The 15,469-nt window shown below is 36.8% G+C and carries 18 protein-coding genes; 13 read left to right on the top strand and 5 right to left on the bottom strand.

Features of this window, described 5'->3' with window-relative positions:
• Nucleotides 1–25 precede the first annotated feature (25 nt).
• Genes QF042_RS23850 through QF042_RS23835 form a run of 4 tightly spaced genes read left to right on the top strand, consistent with a single transcriptional unit; the run spans nucleotide 26 to nucleotide 3,209 of the window.
• Nucleotides 26–1,177 carry a BT_3928 family protein gene (locus QF042_RS23850; protein WP_307532654.1) on the top strand — a complete coding sequence of 384 codons (1,152 nt, stop codon included), beginning with the start codon at nucleotides 26–28 and terminating at the stop codon, nucleotides 1,175–1,177.
• 2 nt (nucleotides 1,178–1,179) lie between these two features.
• Nucleotides 1,180–2,235 (top strand): ABC transporter permease, encoded by a 1,056-nt coding sequence (locus QF042_RS23845; RefSeq protein ID WP_307532653.1) that lies wholly within the window; start codon nucleotides 1,180–1,182, stop codon nucleotides 2,233–2,235.
• A 3-nt stretch (nucleotides 2,236–2,238) separates the two neighbouring features.
• On the top strand, nucleotides 2,239–2,685 hold the full coding sequence (locus tag QF042_RS23840; RefSeq protein ID WP_307532652.1) for a DinB family protein: 447 nt from the start codon (nucleotides 2,239–2,241) through the stop codon (nucleotides 2,683–2,685).
• 23 nt (nucleotides 2,686–2,708) lie between these two features.
• On the top strand, nucleotides 2,709–3,209 hold the full coding sequence (locus tag QF042_RS23835) for a shikimate kinase (protein WP_307532651.1): 501 nt from the start codon (nucleotides 2,709–2,711) through the stop codon (nucleotides 3,207–3,209).
• Between the two features lie 201 nt (nucleotides 3,210–3,410).
• Here QF042_RS23835 and crtD read toward each other — a convergent pair whose 3' ends face one another.
• Complete coding sequence (crtD, locus tag QF042_RS23830; protein WP_307532650.1) at nucleotides 3,411–4,883, bottom strand: 1-hydroxycarotenoid 3,4-desaturase CrtD; 1,473 nt, start codon at nucleotides 4,881–4,883, stop codon at nucleotides 3,411–3,413.
• 39 nt (nucleotides 4,884–4,922) lie between these two features.
• On the opposite strand from crtD, the gene QF042_RS23825 reads away from it, so the two are divergent.
• Nucleotides 4,923–5,696 (top strand): virulence RhuM family protein, encoded by a 774-nt coding sequence (locus QF042_RS23825; RefSeq protein ID WP_307532649.1) that lies wholly within the window; start codon nucleotides 4,923–4,925, stop codon nucleotides 5,694–5,696.
• Complete coding sequence (locus tag QF042_RS23820; protein WP_373459107.1) at nucleotides 5,621–5,914, top strand: type II toxin-antitoxin system death-on-curing family toxin; 294 nt, start codon at nucleotides 5,621–5,623, stop codon at nucleotides 5,912–5,914. The genes QF042_RS23825 and QF042_RS23820 overlap by 76 nt, the downstream gene beginning before the upstream one ends.
• A gap of 1 nt (nucleotide 5,915) precedes the next feature.
• Here the strand turns inward: QF042_RS23820 and QF042_RS23815 are convergent, their stop codons facing one another.
• A complete protein-coding gene (locus QF042_RS23815) occupies nucleotides 5,916–7,619 on the bottom strand; it encodes a M28 family peptidase (RefSeq protein ID WP_307532647.1) in 1,704 nt (567 codons plus the stop codon).
• A gap of 44 nt (nucleotides 7,620–7,663) precedes the next feature.
• Nucleotides 7,664–8,122 (bottom strand): DoxX family protein, encoded by a 459-nt coding sequence (locus QF042_RS23810; RefSeq protein WP_057931136.1) that lies wholly within the window; start codon nucleotides 8,120–8,122, stop codon nucleotides 7,664–7,666.
• A 201-nt stretch (nucleotides 8,123–8,323) separates the two neighbouring features.
• Here QF042_RS23810 and QF042_RS23805 point away from each other — a divergent pair, with 201 nt between their 5' ends.
• From QF042_RS23805 to QF042_RS23795, 3 genes are all read left to right on the top strand, one after another.
• Nucleotides 8,324–8,434, top strand: a complete 111-nt coding sequence (locus QF042_RS23805; protein ID WP_025145553.1) for a hypothetical protein — start codon at nucleotides 8,324–8,326, stop codon at nucleotides 8,432–8,434.
• 134 nt (nucleotides 8,435–8,568) lie between these two features.
• On the top strand, nucleotides 8,569–9,978 hold the full coding sequence (rlmD, locus tag QF042_RS23800) for a 23S rRNA (uracil(1939)-C(5))-methyltransferase RlmD (protein WP_307532646.1): 1,410 nt from the start codon (nucleotides 8,569–8,571) through the stop codon (nucleotides 9,976–9,978).
• An 84-nt stretch (nucleotides 9,979–10,062) separates the two neighbouring features.
• Nucleotides 10,063–10,473 (top strand): hypothetical protein, encoded by a 411-nt coding sequence (locus QF042_RS23795; RefSeq protein WP_307532645.1) that lies wholly within the window; start codon nucleotides 10,063–10,065, stop codon nucleotides 10,471–10,473.
• A gap of 142 nt (nucleotides 10,474–10,615) precedes the next feature.
• Here the strand turns inward: QF042_RS23795 and QF042_RS23790 are convergent, their stop codons facing one another.
• Entirely contained in the window at nucleotides 10,616–11,320 is a 705-nt protein-coding gene (locus QF042_RS23790; RefSeq protein WP_307532644.1) for a head GIN domain-containing protein, read from the bottom strand.
• A 192-nt stretch (nucleotides 11,321–11,512) separates the two neighbouring features.
• On the opposite strand from QF042_RS23790, the gene QF042_RS23785 reads away from it, so the two are divergent.
• Entirely contained in the window at nucleotides 11,513–12,019 is a 507-nt protein-coding gene (locus tag QF042_RS23785; protein ID WP_029275623.1) for a phosphoribosyltransferase family protein, read from the top strand.
• 216 nt (nucleotides 12,020–12,235) lie between these two features.
• On the opposite strand, the gene QF042_RS23780 is transcribed toward QF042_RS23785, so the two are convergent.
• Nucleotides 12,236–12,649: a transposase gene (locus QF042_RS23780; RefSeq protein WP_307533330.1), complete on the bottom strand. Its 414-nt coding sequence runs from the start codon at nucleotides 12,647–12,649 to the stop codon at nucleotides 12,236–12,238.
• A gap of 376 nt (nucleotides 12,650–13,025) precedes the next feature.
• Between QF042_RS23780 and QF042_RS23775 the strand changes: the two genes are divergently transcribed.
• The 3 genes from QF042_RS23775 to QF042_RS23765 are packed head-to-tail and all read left to right on the top strand — an operon-like array spanning nucleotide 13,026 to nucleotide 15,447.
• Nucleotides 13,026–13,709: a 1-acyl-sn-glycerol-3-phosphate acyltransferase gene (locus QF042_RS23775; RefSeq protein ID WP_307532643.1), complete on the top strand. Its 684-nt coding sequence runs from the start codon at nucleotides 13,026–13,028 to the stop codon at nucleotides 13,707–13,709.
• The gene (locus tag QF042_RS23770; RefSeq protein WP_307532642.1) at nucleotides 13,706–14,803 is read left to right on the top strand and encodes a glycosyltransferase family 2 protein; all 1,098 of its coding nucleotides are present in this window, start codon (nucleotides 13,706–13,708) and stop codon (nucleotides 14,801–14,803) included. The genes QF042_RS23775 and QF042_RS23770 overlap by 4 nt, the downstream gene beginning before the upstream one ends.
• Nucleotides 14,773–15,447: a carotenoid biosynthesis protein gene (locus tag QF042_RS23765; protein ID WP_307532641.1), complete on the top strand. Its 675-nt coding sequence runs from the start codon at nucleotides 14,773–14,775 to the stop codon at nucleotides 15,445–15,447. The genes QF042_RS23770 and QF042_RS23765 overlap by 31 nt, the downstream gene beginning before the upstream one ends.
• Nucleotides 15,448–15,469 lie beyond the last annotated feature (22 nt).

Raw genomic sequence — 15,469 nt, 5'->3', positions numbered from 1 at the left:
AGCCTTTAAAAATAGATACATACAGATGCGAAACATACTTTTAAGATTCTCCAGGATTTTTGTCGGTGCTTTATTCATATTTTCAGGATTGATTAAAGCAAACGATCCACTTGGCTTTGGTTATAAACTACAGGAATATTTTGAAGTTTTTCACATGAATTTCCTGAGTGGAATGGCCACTGGTATTGCTATTTTACTTTGTACTTTAGAAATTGTTCTCGGTGCCTTATTGCTATTGGGTTTCTGGAGTAAAAAGGTAGCCTGGGGTTTATTGCTTCTCATTATCTTTTTTACCCTGCTCACATTTATATCGGCAGCTTTTAAAGTAGTTACCAGTTGTGGCTGTTTTGGCGATGCCATTCCACTTACCCCCTGGCAATCGTTCAGTAAAGATCTGATCCTATTAGCGCTGATTATTGTTGTTTTCTTAAACAAGAACCTCATTCAACCTTTATTCAAAAAAGAAACTACTCAGCGGAACATTGCCATCGCAGTTACAGTTATATCTTTAGGTTTTGGGTTATACACTTATAATGTTTTGCCGGTTATCGATTTTCTTCCTTATAAAGTTGGTGCACATATTCCATCATTAATGGTTATTCCTTCGGGAGAAAAACCAGATGAATTTGAGATCATGTATCACTTAAAAAACAAGAAAACCAATGAAGAGAAAGATATGAGCGATAAAGCCTATCTTAAAACTGAAATCTGGAAGGACAATAACTGGGAAATTATCGGAGAACCTACAAAAAGGCTGGTTAAAAAAGGTTTTGAACCTAAAATTAAGGACCTGAACATTACCGATGCTTCAGGTACTGATTACACCAAAGAACTGATCGAAAACCCTTATTATAATTTAATCTTTGTAGCTTACGATCTTCATGCGACAAACGAGGCGGCTATTGGTAAACTAAATGCCTTAGCTTTAAATGCTACGCAGCAGTTTAATATCCGCACGGTATTACTTACTTCCAATTCAGCTCAGGATGCACAGGCTTTTATCAAAAAGAACAACTTGTTTTCGGAGGTCTTTTATGCTGATGCTGTACCTTTAAAAAGTATGGTAAGGGCAAATCCTGGTGTTTTGTTGATGAGGAACGGAGTGGTGATCAATAAATGGCATTTTCATAACGTACCCACTTTCGACCAACTCAGCCGAAAATATTTCGATAAATAAAAATGATCGGGTACGCACTAAAAAAACTGATGTATGGGCTGCTGGTAATGGGCGGTGTAATATTGGTTGTTTTTGTGCTGTTTAATATTTTGCCCGGCGATCCGGCACGGATGACAATGGGACAGAGGGCAGATGTACAATCGCTCGAAGCCGTTCGTAAAGAATTTGGCTTAGACCGATCTAAGCCCGTTCAGTTCGTTTTATATATTAACGATTTATCGCCAATTAGCATTCTGGATAACGATAGCACCAATCAACAGAAATATCATTTCGCAAAACTGATGGCCTTTGAGAAAAAGGCGCTGGTAATAAAATGGCCTTATCTCCGCAGTTCTTACCAGACCAAACGCGATGTAACCGCTATACTTTCAGAAACGGTACCGAATACTTTTATCCTGGCTTTAACGGCGATGATTTTTGCCACCATAATCGGTGTGTTTTTGGGTGTGCTTTCAGCAGTTTATAAAGATTCGTGGATTGATAAATCGGCTAATGCATTTGCCATTCTGGGCATATCAGCACCTTCTTTTTTTGCCGGAATTATTATTGCCTGGCTGTTCGGCTTTGTACTGAGCAATTATACAGGCCTAAAAATGAGCGGAAGTTTGTATTCTTACGATCCTTTTAATGGTGAAGTATTAACCCTAAGAAACCTATGGCTGCCAATGATTACCCTTGGTTTGAGGCCTTTGGCGATTATTGTGCAGTTAACCAGAAGTGCAATGCTGGATGTTTTAGCACAGGATTATATCAGAACTGCCAGAGCCAAAGGCTTAAGTAGAAATGCCATCATTTATAAACACGCATTAAAAAATGCCATGAATCCCGTAATTACGGCCATTTCAGGATGGTTCGCCTCTTTGCTGGCAGGTTCTTTTTTTGTAGAGTATATTTTCGGTTATAATGGGTTAGGCAGAACAACAGTAACCGCTTTAGAAATGTCTGATTTTCCTGTGGTGATGGGATCTATTCTTTTTATCGCTTTCGTATTTGTGGTCATCAACATCCTGGTTGATATTTTATATGCCTACGTTGATCCAAGAGTTAAATTAAGTTAGGTTATGCGAGAGGAAGAAATTATAAATTATACTGAGCTTGCCGACCAACGTATTATCGAAATATTTAAGCTTTCAACAGTCGAAATGTCCGATGCAGAGCGATTGTTTAGTCACGTGCTTAATGCGCAGCATATATGGGCGCAACGAATTTCAGGTAAGAAGCCACTTTATGGTGTTTGGGATCTTCATCGTAAGGAAAACTTTGAGCGTATTGCTGCTGAAAATTTTAAGTTGATCAGGGAGGCATTGAAAGGAAATGCATTAGATAAAAAGATTTTGTACAGCAACTCACAGGGAGTTCAGTACGAAAACCGATTAGATGAAATTTTATTTCATTTATTTAATCATTCTACTTATCATCGCGGACAAGTTGTAACTTTATTAAAAAAAGAAGGCTTTACGCCACCTGTAACCGATTATATTATGTTAAAACGCGACCATTTATTATAAGGTCGAAGCTAAAAGAGAGATACATGAAAATTTTCCTTATCGGATACATGGGCTGCGGCAAAAGTACAAAAGCTAAACAGCTGGCACATCGTTTAGAATGCCCTGTGATTGATCTTGACGCCGAAATTGTTTCAAAAACTGGTAAAAGCATTGCCGAATATTTTGCTGAATATGGAGAAAGTGCTTTTAGGGATTACGAAAGTGAAACGCTTAAAACCTTCGATTATCCGGAAACTTGTGTGGTAGCTACTGGGGGCGGATTGCCGTGCTTCTTCGATAACATGGAATGGATGAATGCTAACGGTGAAACGGTTTACTTACAAATGGAGCCAGCGGCTTTGGTATCACGTTTACATAACCGTCAAAAACGTCCGTTAATTAAAGATTTAGATGATGAACAGCTTTTAGTGTTTATTAAAGAGAAACTCGAAGAACGTGATCCCTTTTATACCCAGGCCAAACTGATTGTAGACGCATTTGATTTAGATGGCGAAAAGTTGGAAGAAGCGATTAACAGGAGCTGAGTTTGGAGCTTGGAGTCAATTCACCGATTAAATATTCAGAAATCTGTAGCCTACGGCTAGAAGCCAATAAACGCTTTGCCTGTAGTTTGACCATCAAGAAGTTAAGAAAAGTTAAGGTTTAGCGATCGCTTTAACCTATGACTATTGAACTAATAAGCTATCAACCATAAACTATTGACCAATGAACCAATGCCTAATGAACTAAATATTATCATCAATTATCTTAGCCGATAGCAACGCAAGAGGAATTCCTCCGCCTGGATGTACGCTGCCTCCACAGAAATACAAATTTTTAACTTTCGAGCTGAAATTAGGATGCCTTAAAAAGGCAGAAAACTGATTGTTAGAACTGTTGCCGTATAAAGAACCCTGATACGATCCCGTTTTGCTTTCTATACTTCTTGGATCAAGGATCTGTTCGCAAATAATATCTTTTTGGATATTTCTGTTTAATACACGACTGATTTTTTTGATAATATTTGCCCTGGCTTCTTTAATCAAGAGATCCCAGTTTTGACCGTTATTGGCAGGGACGTTTATCATTACAAACCAGTTTTCGCTGTCAATAGGTGCATCATCCCTAATATGTTTACAGCTGATATTAATGTAAACGGTAGGGTCGTTGCTAATGGTTTTATCTTTCCACATCGAGTTAAACTCCTTTTTGTAATCCTCAGTGAAAAAGATGTTGTGTAAGCCCAGATCGCTATAATTTCCATCCATGCCCCAGTAAAAAATTAAAGCTGAACTACTCCGTTCCTGGTTTAATAATTTTTTCGGTTGAGATATGTTTTTAAGTAGGTTTTTATAAGTAAACCAGATATCAAGGTTCGAAACAACAACATCAGCCTTATAGGTTTTATCGTTAACTTTTGCACCCTGTATTTCGGGTTTATGTTCATTGGAATATATAATTTCTTCCACCTTTTGATTGTAATGAAACCTTATTCCTAACTCTTCTGCCAATTTTACCAAGGCAGTAACAATACTGTACATACCGTTTTTTGGGATAAAAGCGCCAAAATGATATTCAAAATGTGGAATTACATTCAATGTGGCTGGTGCCTGATAGGGATTGGAACCATTATAGGTTGCATAACGGTTAAAAAGCTGGGCTACTCTATCGTCCTTAAAGAAAGATTTATTTGCTTTTGCTTGTGTTCTAAAAGCATCAATCTGACCAAAACGGAGTATGGATTTTAAGGTATCCCAATACAGGTAGCTTTTAAGTTTATGCAAAGTTCTTTCCAGAAATACGCGGTGGGTGATATCGTAAATAGTTTTGCTTTTGTTTAAGTAATGATCAATTTCTTTGGCGGTCGAAGTTGTTTTTTCTTCAATTTCCTTTGCAAACTTATCGAGATCTGCGCTGGCATTTAGCCTTAAACCATCTTCATAAAAATAACGGCAAATTTCTTTTAGTTTTAAATATTCAAAATAATCTTTAGGGTTTTTACCGGCCAGCTTAAAAAGTTCATCCACGTACTGTGGCATCGTAAATAGACTTGGTCCTGCATCAAACCTGAAACCGTTCATTTTTATTTCCGACAGCTTACCACCTGGTTTCGAGTTGGCCTCAAAAACAGAGACTTCATAACCCTTCACAGCAAGGCGGATCGCAGATGCGATTCCCGCAATTCCGGCACCGATTACTATGGCTTTTGGTTTAGGCATGATGCGAAAATAAGATAAATATTTTACTAACTTGAAGTGATGATTAAGGATGAAATTATAATTTATAAAACAGAAGAGGGTCTACCTGCAATAGAAGTTACGTATGGAAATGAGACTGTTTGGCTAACGCAGCAGCAAATGCAACATCTTTTTAATAAAACTAAACAGAATATTAGTCTTCATATTAAGAATATATTTGAAGAGAATGAATTAGATAAAATATCAACTGTCAAGAAATCCTTGACAGTTCGAAAAGAAGGTAATAGGTCAGTTAGCAGAGAAATTGAATTTTATTCTTTGGATGTAGTTATTTCCATAGGTTACCGCGTAAAATCAAAAGAGGGTACCAAATTCCGTATTTGGGCTAATCAGATTTTAAAAGATTATTTAATAAAAGGATATGCGTTAAATAATAAAAAACTTAAAGCGCAGAACCAACAGCTGATAGAATTAAAGCAAGCGATTAAATTAGTTGGTGTTGTTCAAAATAATCAGTTGCTAAATGATGAAGAGCTAAAAAGTACTTTTAAAATTCTTACCGATTATGTTTATGCTTTAGATGTTTTGGACAGGTATGACCATCAGCAATTGGAAAATACTGTTTCTAATGTTAAAGGTAGTTTTAAAATCGATTATGATTCGGCAATTGAGGCGATAGATGATTTAAGATTGAAATTTGGAGGAAGTAAGCTTTTCGGAATGAAAAAGATCAATCATTTAAAAGTTCCTTATTCACCATTTATCAAACATTTGATGGAGATGAACTTTATCCGAGTTTGGAAGAAAAAGCGGCTAATTTATTGTACTTTGTAGTAAAAAATCATTCCTTTTCTGATGGGAACAAACGTATCGGTGCCTTTTTGTTCGTTTGGTTCCTCGATAAAAATAAAATGCTTTATCGCGCAGACGGAGCAAAGAGAATTGCCGATAATGCATTAGTTGCCCTTACTTTGCTTATAGCAGAAAGTGATCCCAAAGAAAAAGAAATGATGATTAAAGTTGTTATTAACCTAATAAACTATAAAAATTAACCTATTTCAACTCCTCTAAATATACCTTCGTTTGTTTTTCGATCTCGTTGGTGGCAAACTTAATTGCCGAACCAACTCTGGTGGTTTCGGATTTTACAGGCATTTTGTTTACTGTTGCCAAAGCATCTGTGTACCATTTGGCCCACACTTCAATAATGTGTTTCTCTTCCGTTGCGGTTTTCCCTTTTGCAATTTCTTTTTTGCTCAGTTCAAATTCAGTTCTTAAGCGGGTTAAAGCATCGGTTTTAACTTGCGAAACAGTAGCTATCGCAGTATTTTCATCTGCAGAAATTAAAGTATAGGCAGCAGTTAAACCACTTATCCCAACATTTTTCATTTCTGTAGGCGAAACTTTATCAATCCTGTCATTATCCGTATGGTAAAACACATCGGTAAAGTGCCACATCAATAACCCGGGGATTTTATTTTGCAAGAATGGCGTATGGTCGCTGCCACCTTCGAACGGATTATAATTAACCGTCCAGTTGGCAAATTTCCCCTGCGTTTTACAAATATCAAAAATGAAATCGTTAAAATAATGTGGGAAGAGATCTTTTTCGGTAACATCACCAGCGCCCCATTCGGTATGTTTATCTGTTCCTCTGGTCCAGATGGCCGATGGATCAGGCATTTTTTCAATCAGGAATGAGCAACCGGTTTTTTTTGTGTCCTCGCCAACCATATCCAAACTCATTCCCCACATAATGCCTTTGGCCCGGGTGGTATCTTCGGTAATATATCTTCTTGTTGACACAATTTCGTCGCCCCATAAAAAAGTTAGGGTACGGTTTGGCCTGATCTTTTTTGCCTGGTATAATGCTGCTGTTAACCTTGCCATTTCTGCCAATGTGCCAACACCACTGGCATTATCGTTTGCGCCCGGTTCCTGAACGTGAGCACTGAATACGAAGCGTTCAGTAGGATTTACACTTCCCTTAACATTTGCTATAATGGTTAATTCTTCTGAAGGATAAATTTTCGTCTGAATGTTTACTTTTAGTTTGGTTTCGCCTTTTAAGCAGGCCGCTTTTAACTTTTCTTTGGCAGCGTAAGATAAAAGCAATGTCCATACCTCACTATTGGCTTTCATACTCCCAAACTGGATAGACGTTTGGTGTACTTCTGGTTGCGTATATTTTGGCATCGAATAGCCCAACACGCCAATGGCTCCGGCTTTAGTGGCTATTTGAAGCAAACGTGATGGACTGTTCTCAGAAAATAGGATTTTCCCTTTCAGATCCATTTTTTCTATTTCGGCAGGCAATACGTTGGCAATGTAAACCACATTAGCTGTAACACCTCCTGCAGCTGTTGATCCGCAATTGATTGGAATCATGTTGCGATTGGTTTTATAAGAAATAAGCGGTTGAGATTCGCCAACGATATCAATATTGGCATCAACAGGTTCCCAAGTATTGTTTTTCATCGCTCTTTTTTCGATGCGATAAGTTAAAGGAGCCTCAAATTCATTCTGCTTCTGTTCAACAAAACCGGCCTTTTTAAGGATACTTTCTAAGTAATGGATACTGGCATTAAAGCCTGTGTTGCCGGGTACGCGGAAGTATTTTTCTACAAAAGCAGTGGTTTCGTAGGCATTTTTTTCTATGAAACCAGCCCGCGTTAGCTTGAAATATTCATCTGTCGAATTTTGTGCATAACATCCCAATCCCGCAAAAAGCAGTGCAAAAAGTATCTTCGTTTTCATGATCGTTTGTAAAAGCGAAAGATACTAAGAATATTTAACGTTGCTTAGGCGTACCGCTTGCCAGTTTTGCGTTTCAACCCTTCATCAACCGATAATGGGCCTGAACCTACTACCCAAAACATGATGAGCAGAAACAAGACCAATACCGAAAACCACAATTCCGAATTCGGTGTGGAGAAACCCGGCGTAAGGTTAACAAAAAATACCGCAAACAATAAGATTGGGATCTGAATTACAACGGCAAAGCGGGTAACTAAACCTAAAGTAATTAAAACACCCCCAACCAAATGCGCAAATGCAACAACATGAATGGCGACACTGATGAGCATGCCCGAAAAACCAAATACGTTGTTTTGTGTAATCATGTTCTGAAGAACCGAAGTGTCGCTAACAAAAGAAACACCTTTTCCAAAAATGATCAGGCCAAGTACAATCCGAAGATAATCCAGCCATTTTGAGTGATGAACATCTCCCCAATGTTCAATTTTACGGATAACGTTCATAATGAACCTCCATTTTTATGTGAATGATATATTAAGTTACGGATTTATATTGATTTGTCAAATAAAGATCTGAAAATCAATAAAATTTGATTAAGGTTATGCCAAGGCAGAGGTTTAACCATTTCGTGTAAAATTAATTTATACCGTTTCGGTTTTTGGTATGAATTTAGTATTATTGCTTAAATAGATAGGTTTTTTATCATGAGCAAAGAAATATTAGAGTTTTCTGTACAAGTAGATGAAAAATTTGACCTAAAATTTAATTGGTTAGATGGCTTTTGGGGCGCTGCATTTAAATTTTTTGGAAAATAATTTTTAATATCGAAAAATATGCTAAATCAGTCGTTTTGGACTGAATGGAAAAATATTGCCCAATCTTTCTTAATTTAAACCCTCCACCTTTCTACCTTCAACCTTTATCCTCTTTTTTCTATATTTGCAAAATAATGAGTAGAAGAAAACCTGGTACGGTAACTATTGTTCCAAACGTACATATAATTGATATTGCTGAAGAAGGAAAAGGTGTTGGCAAAGCTGACGAATTGGTCATTTTTGTGGATAAGGCCGTTCCTGGCGATGTGGTAGATGTTCGGTTGACCAAAAAGAAAAAGAATTTTGCAGAAGCAATTATTGAACAATTGCATGAAAAATCAGCATTGCGTACCGATCCTTTTTGTCCTCATTTCGGGACCTGTGGCGGCTGCAAGTGGCAGCACATGGGCTACGATGCTCAGTTAAAATTTAAACAGAAAAATGTTGAAGCAGCTTTACAGCGCTTAGGTAAAATAGATACTTCGGGAACTGAACCGATTTTAGGCTCAGAAAAAAACAGATATTACCGCAATAAATTAGAATTTACTTTTTCGAACAAACGTTGGTTAGAAAAAACTGATGTAGAACGCGATGAAGATTTCGATATGAATGCATTGGGCTTTCACGTACCCTTGCGTTTCGATAAAATTTTAGATATTGAGCATTGTTATCTGCAGGATGAACCTTCAAATTCGATCAGAAACGCAGTGCGTAAATATGCTTTGGAAAATGACTTGTCGTTTTACGATCTGCGTAATCATGAAGGCGTTTTGCGTAACCTGATTATACGTACTTCTAGTACCGGAGAGGTAATGGTTGCTGTGGTATTTGCTTATCCCGAACAGGCACAGGTTGATGGTTTGATGGCTTTCCTTCAAAATGAATTTCCACAGGTAACTTCATTATTGTATATCGTTAACCAAAAGAAAAATGATACCATTTTTGATCAGGATGTGGTGGTATTTGCTGGTCGCGATCATATTTTCGAAGAAATGGATGGCATCCGGTTTAAAATTGGTGTAAAATCTTTTTATCAGACCAATTCCGAGCAAGCCTTTGAGTTATATAAAATCACCAGGGATTTTGCCGGATTTAAAGGTGATGAGCTGGTTTATGATTTATATACTGGTGCTGGTACAATTGCGAATTTTATTGCAAAAAACGTGAAGCAGGTGGTAGGAGTAGAATATGTGCCAACGGCTATTGAAGATGCAAAATTTAACTCCGAGTTAAATGGCATCGACAATACTATTTTCTATGCCGGAGATATGAAAGATATTCTTACTTCCGAATTTATATTGGCTCATGGTAAACCAGATGTAGTTATTACCGATCCGCCACGCGCTGGTATGCATGCAGATGTAGTACAAAGATTACTGGAAATGGAATCTGAAAAAATTGTTTATGTAAGCTGTAATGCAGCCACTCAGGCACGAGACTTGGAGTTATTGAAAGAGAAATATGATGTGGTGCGCATTAAACCTGTAGATATGTTTCCGCACACGCAACACGTAGAGAATGTAGTATTGTTAAGGTTAAAGTAATAGAATGATTGAAGGATTAAATGAGAGAATTAAGGCAGCTGCTTTGAGCATTCAATCATTCAAAATTCGATTATTAGTTAAAGTATGGATAGAGAAGAATTATTAGGTGCAACGCCCGAAGAGAACGGAACACCACAAAAAAAGCAGGAAAGTCCGCTGGTAAGTTTAGAAAAAGACCTGGAGTTTTATGCTGATGCCATTAAAGAAGTAGCCTTTGAAATCTTGGTTGAAGGTATATCAGCCCATCCAATTTTTATTGCGCACCAGCACGAAGTAAACATTGGCGAACTTATTTTAAACAAAGAAGAACTTAATACCGATTGGACCATACAGGCTTCTACACTGGAAGAATTTGTAGAAAAAGGAATCATTAGTAAGGAGAAAAAAGAACCTTTCTTAAAGGTTTATAAAAAGCCTGAAGATTTTATGTGTGTATTCGTGGTCGTTCCTGAAGGTGCTAACTTTATTTATTATCCATACAAGAAGAGAGGGTAATTTTGAGTCGGAAGTCAGTTGTCGAAAAGTCTGAAATTTAGGCGATAAGACCTGATGAATACCAAATCTGTGCAATCATCCTTCAAAGATAACGCCGCTTTGCATCCACAAAGCAGCGCCTATTATTAACTAAACTAAACTTTTAATTTACGTGGTGCACATCTCCGCTTTTTGAGGTAGATGTTTTCTTGAGTGAAGCATTTCCTTTATAACTTACATCACCACCACCACTTGCACTTGCCTCCAGGCCTTTATTTACATAGAGATTTACATCAGAACCACCAGAAGCCTGCACCTTTGCATAATCTGCAATTAATTCATAAGCGTCAATATCGCTACCTCCACTAGATTGAATGGTCATATTTTCTGCTTTTCCTTTTAAATCGAGATCGCTGCCCCCGCTTGATTGAACAGATAGATCGTTGCAAACAACAGTTAGTTTTAAATCTGATCCGCCGGAAGAGCGAATGGCAAGTTTATCTGTCTTGATCTGGTTTTGCGTAAAAACATCCGAACCTCCAGATGCTGCAATTGCATTTAGGGTTTTAAAACTTACATAAGCTTTAATGGTGCGGTTTTTAAACATCCCGCCCCAGTTGATCCCGTCTTTGAACTTTATATTAACATTGCCGCCACTCTGTTCAACAACAATATCTTTTAATGTTTCCGAATCCGATTTTATGCTCACACTTTCGCTGCCGCCTTGGGTGAGGTACAAGTCAATTCCGCTGCTTACCCCAATGCTATTGAAGTTTTTAACTGTGAAACTTTTAGTTTCCTGTGCTTTAGCCATATAGCTGGTTACCACTATAAATAAAATGGCGGATGATTTGATAAGGATTTTCATAGTCGTTTTTTCGTTAAATGATTCTGAAGCTATCATTACACGGTATTTGTGCAACAAGGGCTTTGATTTGTGTTTTGGTTATTCATTAGACGCATCTCTGGCAGAAACGTTGCAAACAATCGAAATTATTTTTCAAATAGTTTGAATTTCATCCTTAAAATCGTTCTTTTTGTATTCAATCCTTTTTTATACATGGCATCGCAATTACTTATTCTTAACAAGAAACAAATTCAGCAGAAAATAGATCGTATTGCTTATCAGATTTTGGAAGATAACCTGAATGAGAAAGAAGTGGTGCTTGCCGGTATTTGGGACCGTGGTTACAAATTAGCGCTCAGGTTAGAAAAGGTGCTTAAAAAGATCTCAGGCTTTAAACTAACATTACTGCGCATCGACCTGCAGAAAGAAAGCAGCAAATTGGTTGCTTCAACAGATCTGGATGAAAGCCATTGGAAAAATAAGGTAATCATTATTGTTGATGACGTATTGAACAGTGGCAAAACACTTGCTTATGGCTTAGGCGTTTTCTTAAATACGCCGCATAAAAAGATCAGGACCGTTGTTTTGGTAGACAGAAGCCATAAAATTTTCCCTATTGCCACTGATTTTGTTGGTCTTGAACTGGCTACCATCTTAAAAGAACACGTAGATGTGGTGATGGATGTAGAGGGTGAAGAGGATAGGGTTTATTTGAGTTAAGTTGTTTTTTTTATGGCCAGATATCGTCCTTGTTTTTAACGAGGACGCAAGAGAATAGCGATTTAATCGCTAGGATACAGCTAAATTACAGTACTGTTGCACCACATTACAAATGTGGATCTCACTAATCCTCGTTACAAACGAGGACTATAAGACTGATATCGTCCTCGTTTGTAACGAGGATGCATGAGAACAGCGATTTCATCGCTATTATTTTTAAATTAACTCTACTTTCACTAGCCCCATAATTCCTGAATAATCTTTAGCGCTGCTGTAAGTATATTGTTCAGGAGATTCAACAATACCAGCTTTAACAGGATTTTCATGAATATAATGTAGCTTTTGATAAGGATCTATATCTTGTAAATCGATAGGATGATTGTCATCTTGCCAAATTTTGTAATTTTCTGCCCGATTGGTTTTCCTAGCTTCAAAACTAAACTTATCTAATAGCCAATCTCTTCTACTCTCTGGTATTTCTCTAATTGCGGCAGCAAGTTTTTTTGAGGTGAATTTTTTAAAATCCCTTAGAAAATCAGACATGTTGTATGGTTCTTGACACCTTCCAATAAAATGAATATGATTCGTCATCAGAACCCAGGCGTTTAATACTAATCCTTTATTGTCGATGCAATGGTTTAGCGAATCGACAATTATGTTCTATATTCAGGCCTTGTAAATAAATCAATCCAACCAACTATTGTACAGGTTACAAAATATGTCTGGTTTTGATCAGTAATAATATATCTGCTTCCTCCCATAATTGCATAAGTTTTTTTGTGGCTTAATTAAATTATTATCCCCATTTATAATGAGGATGTTTGGGAGATTTTTACTAAAGATAAGTAAAATATTTATTCATGTTAAAAATGCGATAATTATCGTCCTTGTTTGTAACGAGGACGCAAGAGAATAGCGATTTAATCGCTGATAATGAAATTGTTTTTAGAATTTTATCCCACATTACAAATGTGGATCTCGCTAATCCTCGTTACAAACGAGGACTATGATCATCGTAAAGAAAACCACATTTGCAATTCACCTCAATTTTTTGCAATTTCCCGAAATGTATCAGCCCAGAAAAAATAATCTGATTTTCAACTTTTTCTCTTGGTATATTCAATTCATTATCAAAAAAGATTTTGCTGCATTCAATTATGAGGGAGCGGAAACCAAACCGGATTCTTCAGTATTAATTTTAGCCAATCATTTCAGTTGGTGGGATGGGTTTTTCCTCTTTTATATCAACAAAAAGGTATTTAAAAAACAATTTCATGTTTTGGTAAATGCCGAAAATTACAATAAAGTAGGTTTCTTGAAATATCTTGGTGCTTTTGCAGCTGAAAATAAAGGGAAAGATGTTTTGGAAACGCTTAGTTATGCCGGCAAACTGTTAGATGATCCCACAAATCTGGTGCTTGTATTTCCCCAGGGCAAATTGTATTCGAACCACTTAAAAAATATCAGTTTCGAAAAAGGCGTAATGCAGATGATCAACGCAAGCCAGAAGAATATCAATATCATTTTTGCTGCTACCTTTATCGATTATTTTGCGAAAAGAAAGCCAACGGCTTATACTTATCTACAGCATTGGGAGAATGAGGAGTATGTGAGTTTGCAATTACTAAAAAGCGCCTACAATAAACATTACGATCAATCGGTTATTAAACAAACTCAGCTTATTGAATGACAATTTTTATTTACGCCGTTTTAATTTTCCTGGTAATTAGGTTTTCGGTTACCGTTTTCAATTTCCTTTCTAACCCGAAGTTGCCGAGAGTGGTTAAACACTATCATGATAAGGTTTCGATCCTAATCCCCGCGAGAAATGAAGACGAGAACATTTTAGAATTACTTGTTTCGATAAAAAATCAGGATTACACCAATTATGAGGTTATTGTTTTGGATGATAACAGCAGCGATAATACTTTCGGGGTAGTCGAAAAATTTTGCTTTACAAATCCGCAATTTAAAGTGGTAAGCGGTAAAGAGTTGCCTCAAAACTGGCTTGGAAAAAACTATGCTTGCCAGCAGCTTAGTGAACTGGCTACCGGGAAATATCTTTTGTTTATCGATGCAGATGAATCAATAAAAAGAGGATTGATTAATAGCCTGATTAACCGGATGGAAATTGGAAACCTAACATTGTTAAGTGTTTTTACCAATCAAACTATAAAATCGATAGGCGAGTGGTTAACCGTTCCATTAATGCATTTCATCCTATTAAATTTATTGCCTTTGCGTTTGGTTAAGCTTTCAAAAAATCCGGCATTTGCAGCGGCAAGTGGGCAATGTATGTTTTTTAATGCCAGTAATTACAAAGAAAACCGTTGGCATGAGCGGGTTAAACACCAGGTTGTAGAAGATGTGGAGATTATGAAGCTGGTAAAACAAGAAAAATTTAATGCTGAGGCCCTTTTAGCCAACGGACTGATTTATTGCAGGATGTACAAGAATTTAGGCGAAAGCTTAAATGGTTTTAGTAAAAATTTACTGGCAGGTTTTGGTAATAACATCATAATATTATTACTTTACCAGCTTTTGGTAACCATAGGGCCAGTAATTTTAATCTTAAACTTTAATGTTGCTTTACTTGTATTACCATTAACTTTAATCGTATTAAGCAGAATGATGATCTCTTATTTATCGGGACAAAATGTTTTGATCAATCTGATTTTACATCCTTTACAGATGTTATTCTTCTTAATCATTTCATTTATTTCTATAAAAAAACATATTTTTAAAACGAGCACATGGAAGGGCAGAACGATCAAAACGATTTAAAGATTAAAAGGATTGCAGTTGCTATAATTATCGTTTTTCATGTGGTTGGCTTGCTTGGCTTCTTAATCCCAGCTGCTCAGCCTTATTTTATCAAGCTTGTTCCCTTTCACTTGTTGTTAATGTTTGCAGTAATTGTTTTTTCATACAATGCCGATGTAAAACGTTTATTATTACTGGTTTCGGGTGTTTTTCTTTGTGGCTTTCTGGTGGAGGTATTGGGCGTGCATACCGGAAAAATATTTGGAAGCTATTACTATGGCGATACATTGGGCTACAAAGTTGCTGCGGTTCCATTACTAATGGGTGTAAATTGGGTAATCCTTATTTTCAGTGTTGGGCAAATGATGAAAAGTATGAAAATAAGGCATAGCATTTTGGCTTCGGTTATTGGCGCTTTTATACTTGTAGGTTTCGATTTCTTTTTGGAGCCTGTGGCCATGAAATTTAATTATTGGCAGTGGGACTGGCATGAAATTCCTGTTCAAAATTACGTGGCCTGGTTTATCGTTTCGGTAATATTGTTAAAATTTTACTATGCTTTGGGTTTAAAGCAACAGAAATATATTGGTGTCGCAATGTTTGCCTCACAGCTAATCTTTTTTGTTGTCTTATACATGACAACCGGAACAAATATTTTTGCTTAATTTTGTGATACTATTTGATAAT

Source organism: Pedobacter sp. W3I1 (genome assembly GCF_030816015.1).
Taxonomy (GTDB): Bacteria; Bacteroidota; Bacteroidia; order Sphingobacteriales; family Sphingobacteriaceae; genus Pedobacter.
Note: the sequence above shows the minus strand (reverse complement) of the source record. Positions and strands in the feature narration are given on the sequence as shown.

Coding starts and splice junctions, on each gene's coding strand:
- QF042_RS23850 (WP_307532654.1), top strand. CDS start 26: ATGCGAAACATACTTTTAAGATTCTCCAGGATTTTTGTCGGTGCTTTA.
- QF042_RS23845 (WP_307532653.1), top strand. CDS start 1,180: ATGATCGGGTACGCACTAAAAAAACTGATGTATGGGCTGCTGGTAATG.
- QF042_RS23840 (WP_307532652.1), top strand. CDS start 2,239: ATGCGAGAGGAAGAAATTATAAATTATACTGAGCTTGCCGACCAACGT.
- QF042_RS23835 (WP_307532651.1), top strand. CDS start 2,709: ATGAAAATTTTCCTTATCGGATACATGGGCTGCGGCAAAAGTACAAAA.
- crtD (WP_307532650.1), bottom strand. CDS start 4,883: ATGCCTAAACCAAAAGCCATAGTAATCGGTGCCGGAATTGCGGGAATC.
- QF042_RS23825 (WP_307532649.1), top strand. CDS start 4,923: ATGATTAAGGATGAAATTATAATTTATAAAACAGAAGAGGGTCTACCT.
- QF042_RS23815 (WP_307532647.1), bottom strand. CDS start 7,619: ATGAAAACGAAGATACTTTTTGCACTGCTTTTTGCGGGATTGGGATGT.
- QF042_RS23810 (WP_057931136.1), bottom strand. CDS start 8,122: ATGAACGTTATCCGTAAAATTGAACATTGGGGAGATGTTCATCACTCA.
- QF042_RS23805 (WP_025145553.1), top strand. CDS start 8,324: ATGAGCAAAGAAATATTAGAGTTTTCTGTACAAGTAGATGAAAAATTT.
- rlmD (WP_307532646.1), top strand. CDS start 8,569: ATGAGTAGAAGAAAACCTGGTACGGTAACTATTGTTCCAAACGTACAT.
- QF042_RS23795 (WP_307532645.1), top strand. CDS start 10,063: ATGGATAGAGAAGAATTATTAGGTGCAACGCCCGAAGAGAACGGAACA.
- QF042_RS23790 (WP_307532644.1), bottom strand. CDS start 11,320: ATGAAAATCCTTATCAAATCATCCGCCATTTTATTTATAGTGGTAACC.
- QF042_RS23785 (WP_029275623.1), top strand. CDS start 11,513: ATGGCATCGCAATTACTTATTCTTAACAAGAAACAAATTCAGCAGAAA.
- QF042_RS23775 (WP_307532643.1), top strand. CDS start 13,026: ATGATCATCGTAAAGAAAACCACATTTGCAATTCACCTCAATTTTTTG.
- QF042_RS23770 (WP_307532642.1), top strand. CDS start 13,706: ATGACAATTTTTATTTACGCCGTTTTAATTTTCCTGGTAATTAGGTTT.
- QF042_RS23765 (WP_307532641.1), top strand. CDS start 14,773: ATGGAAGGGCAGAACGATCAAAACGATTTAAAGATTAAAAGGATTGCA.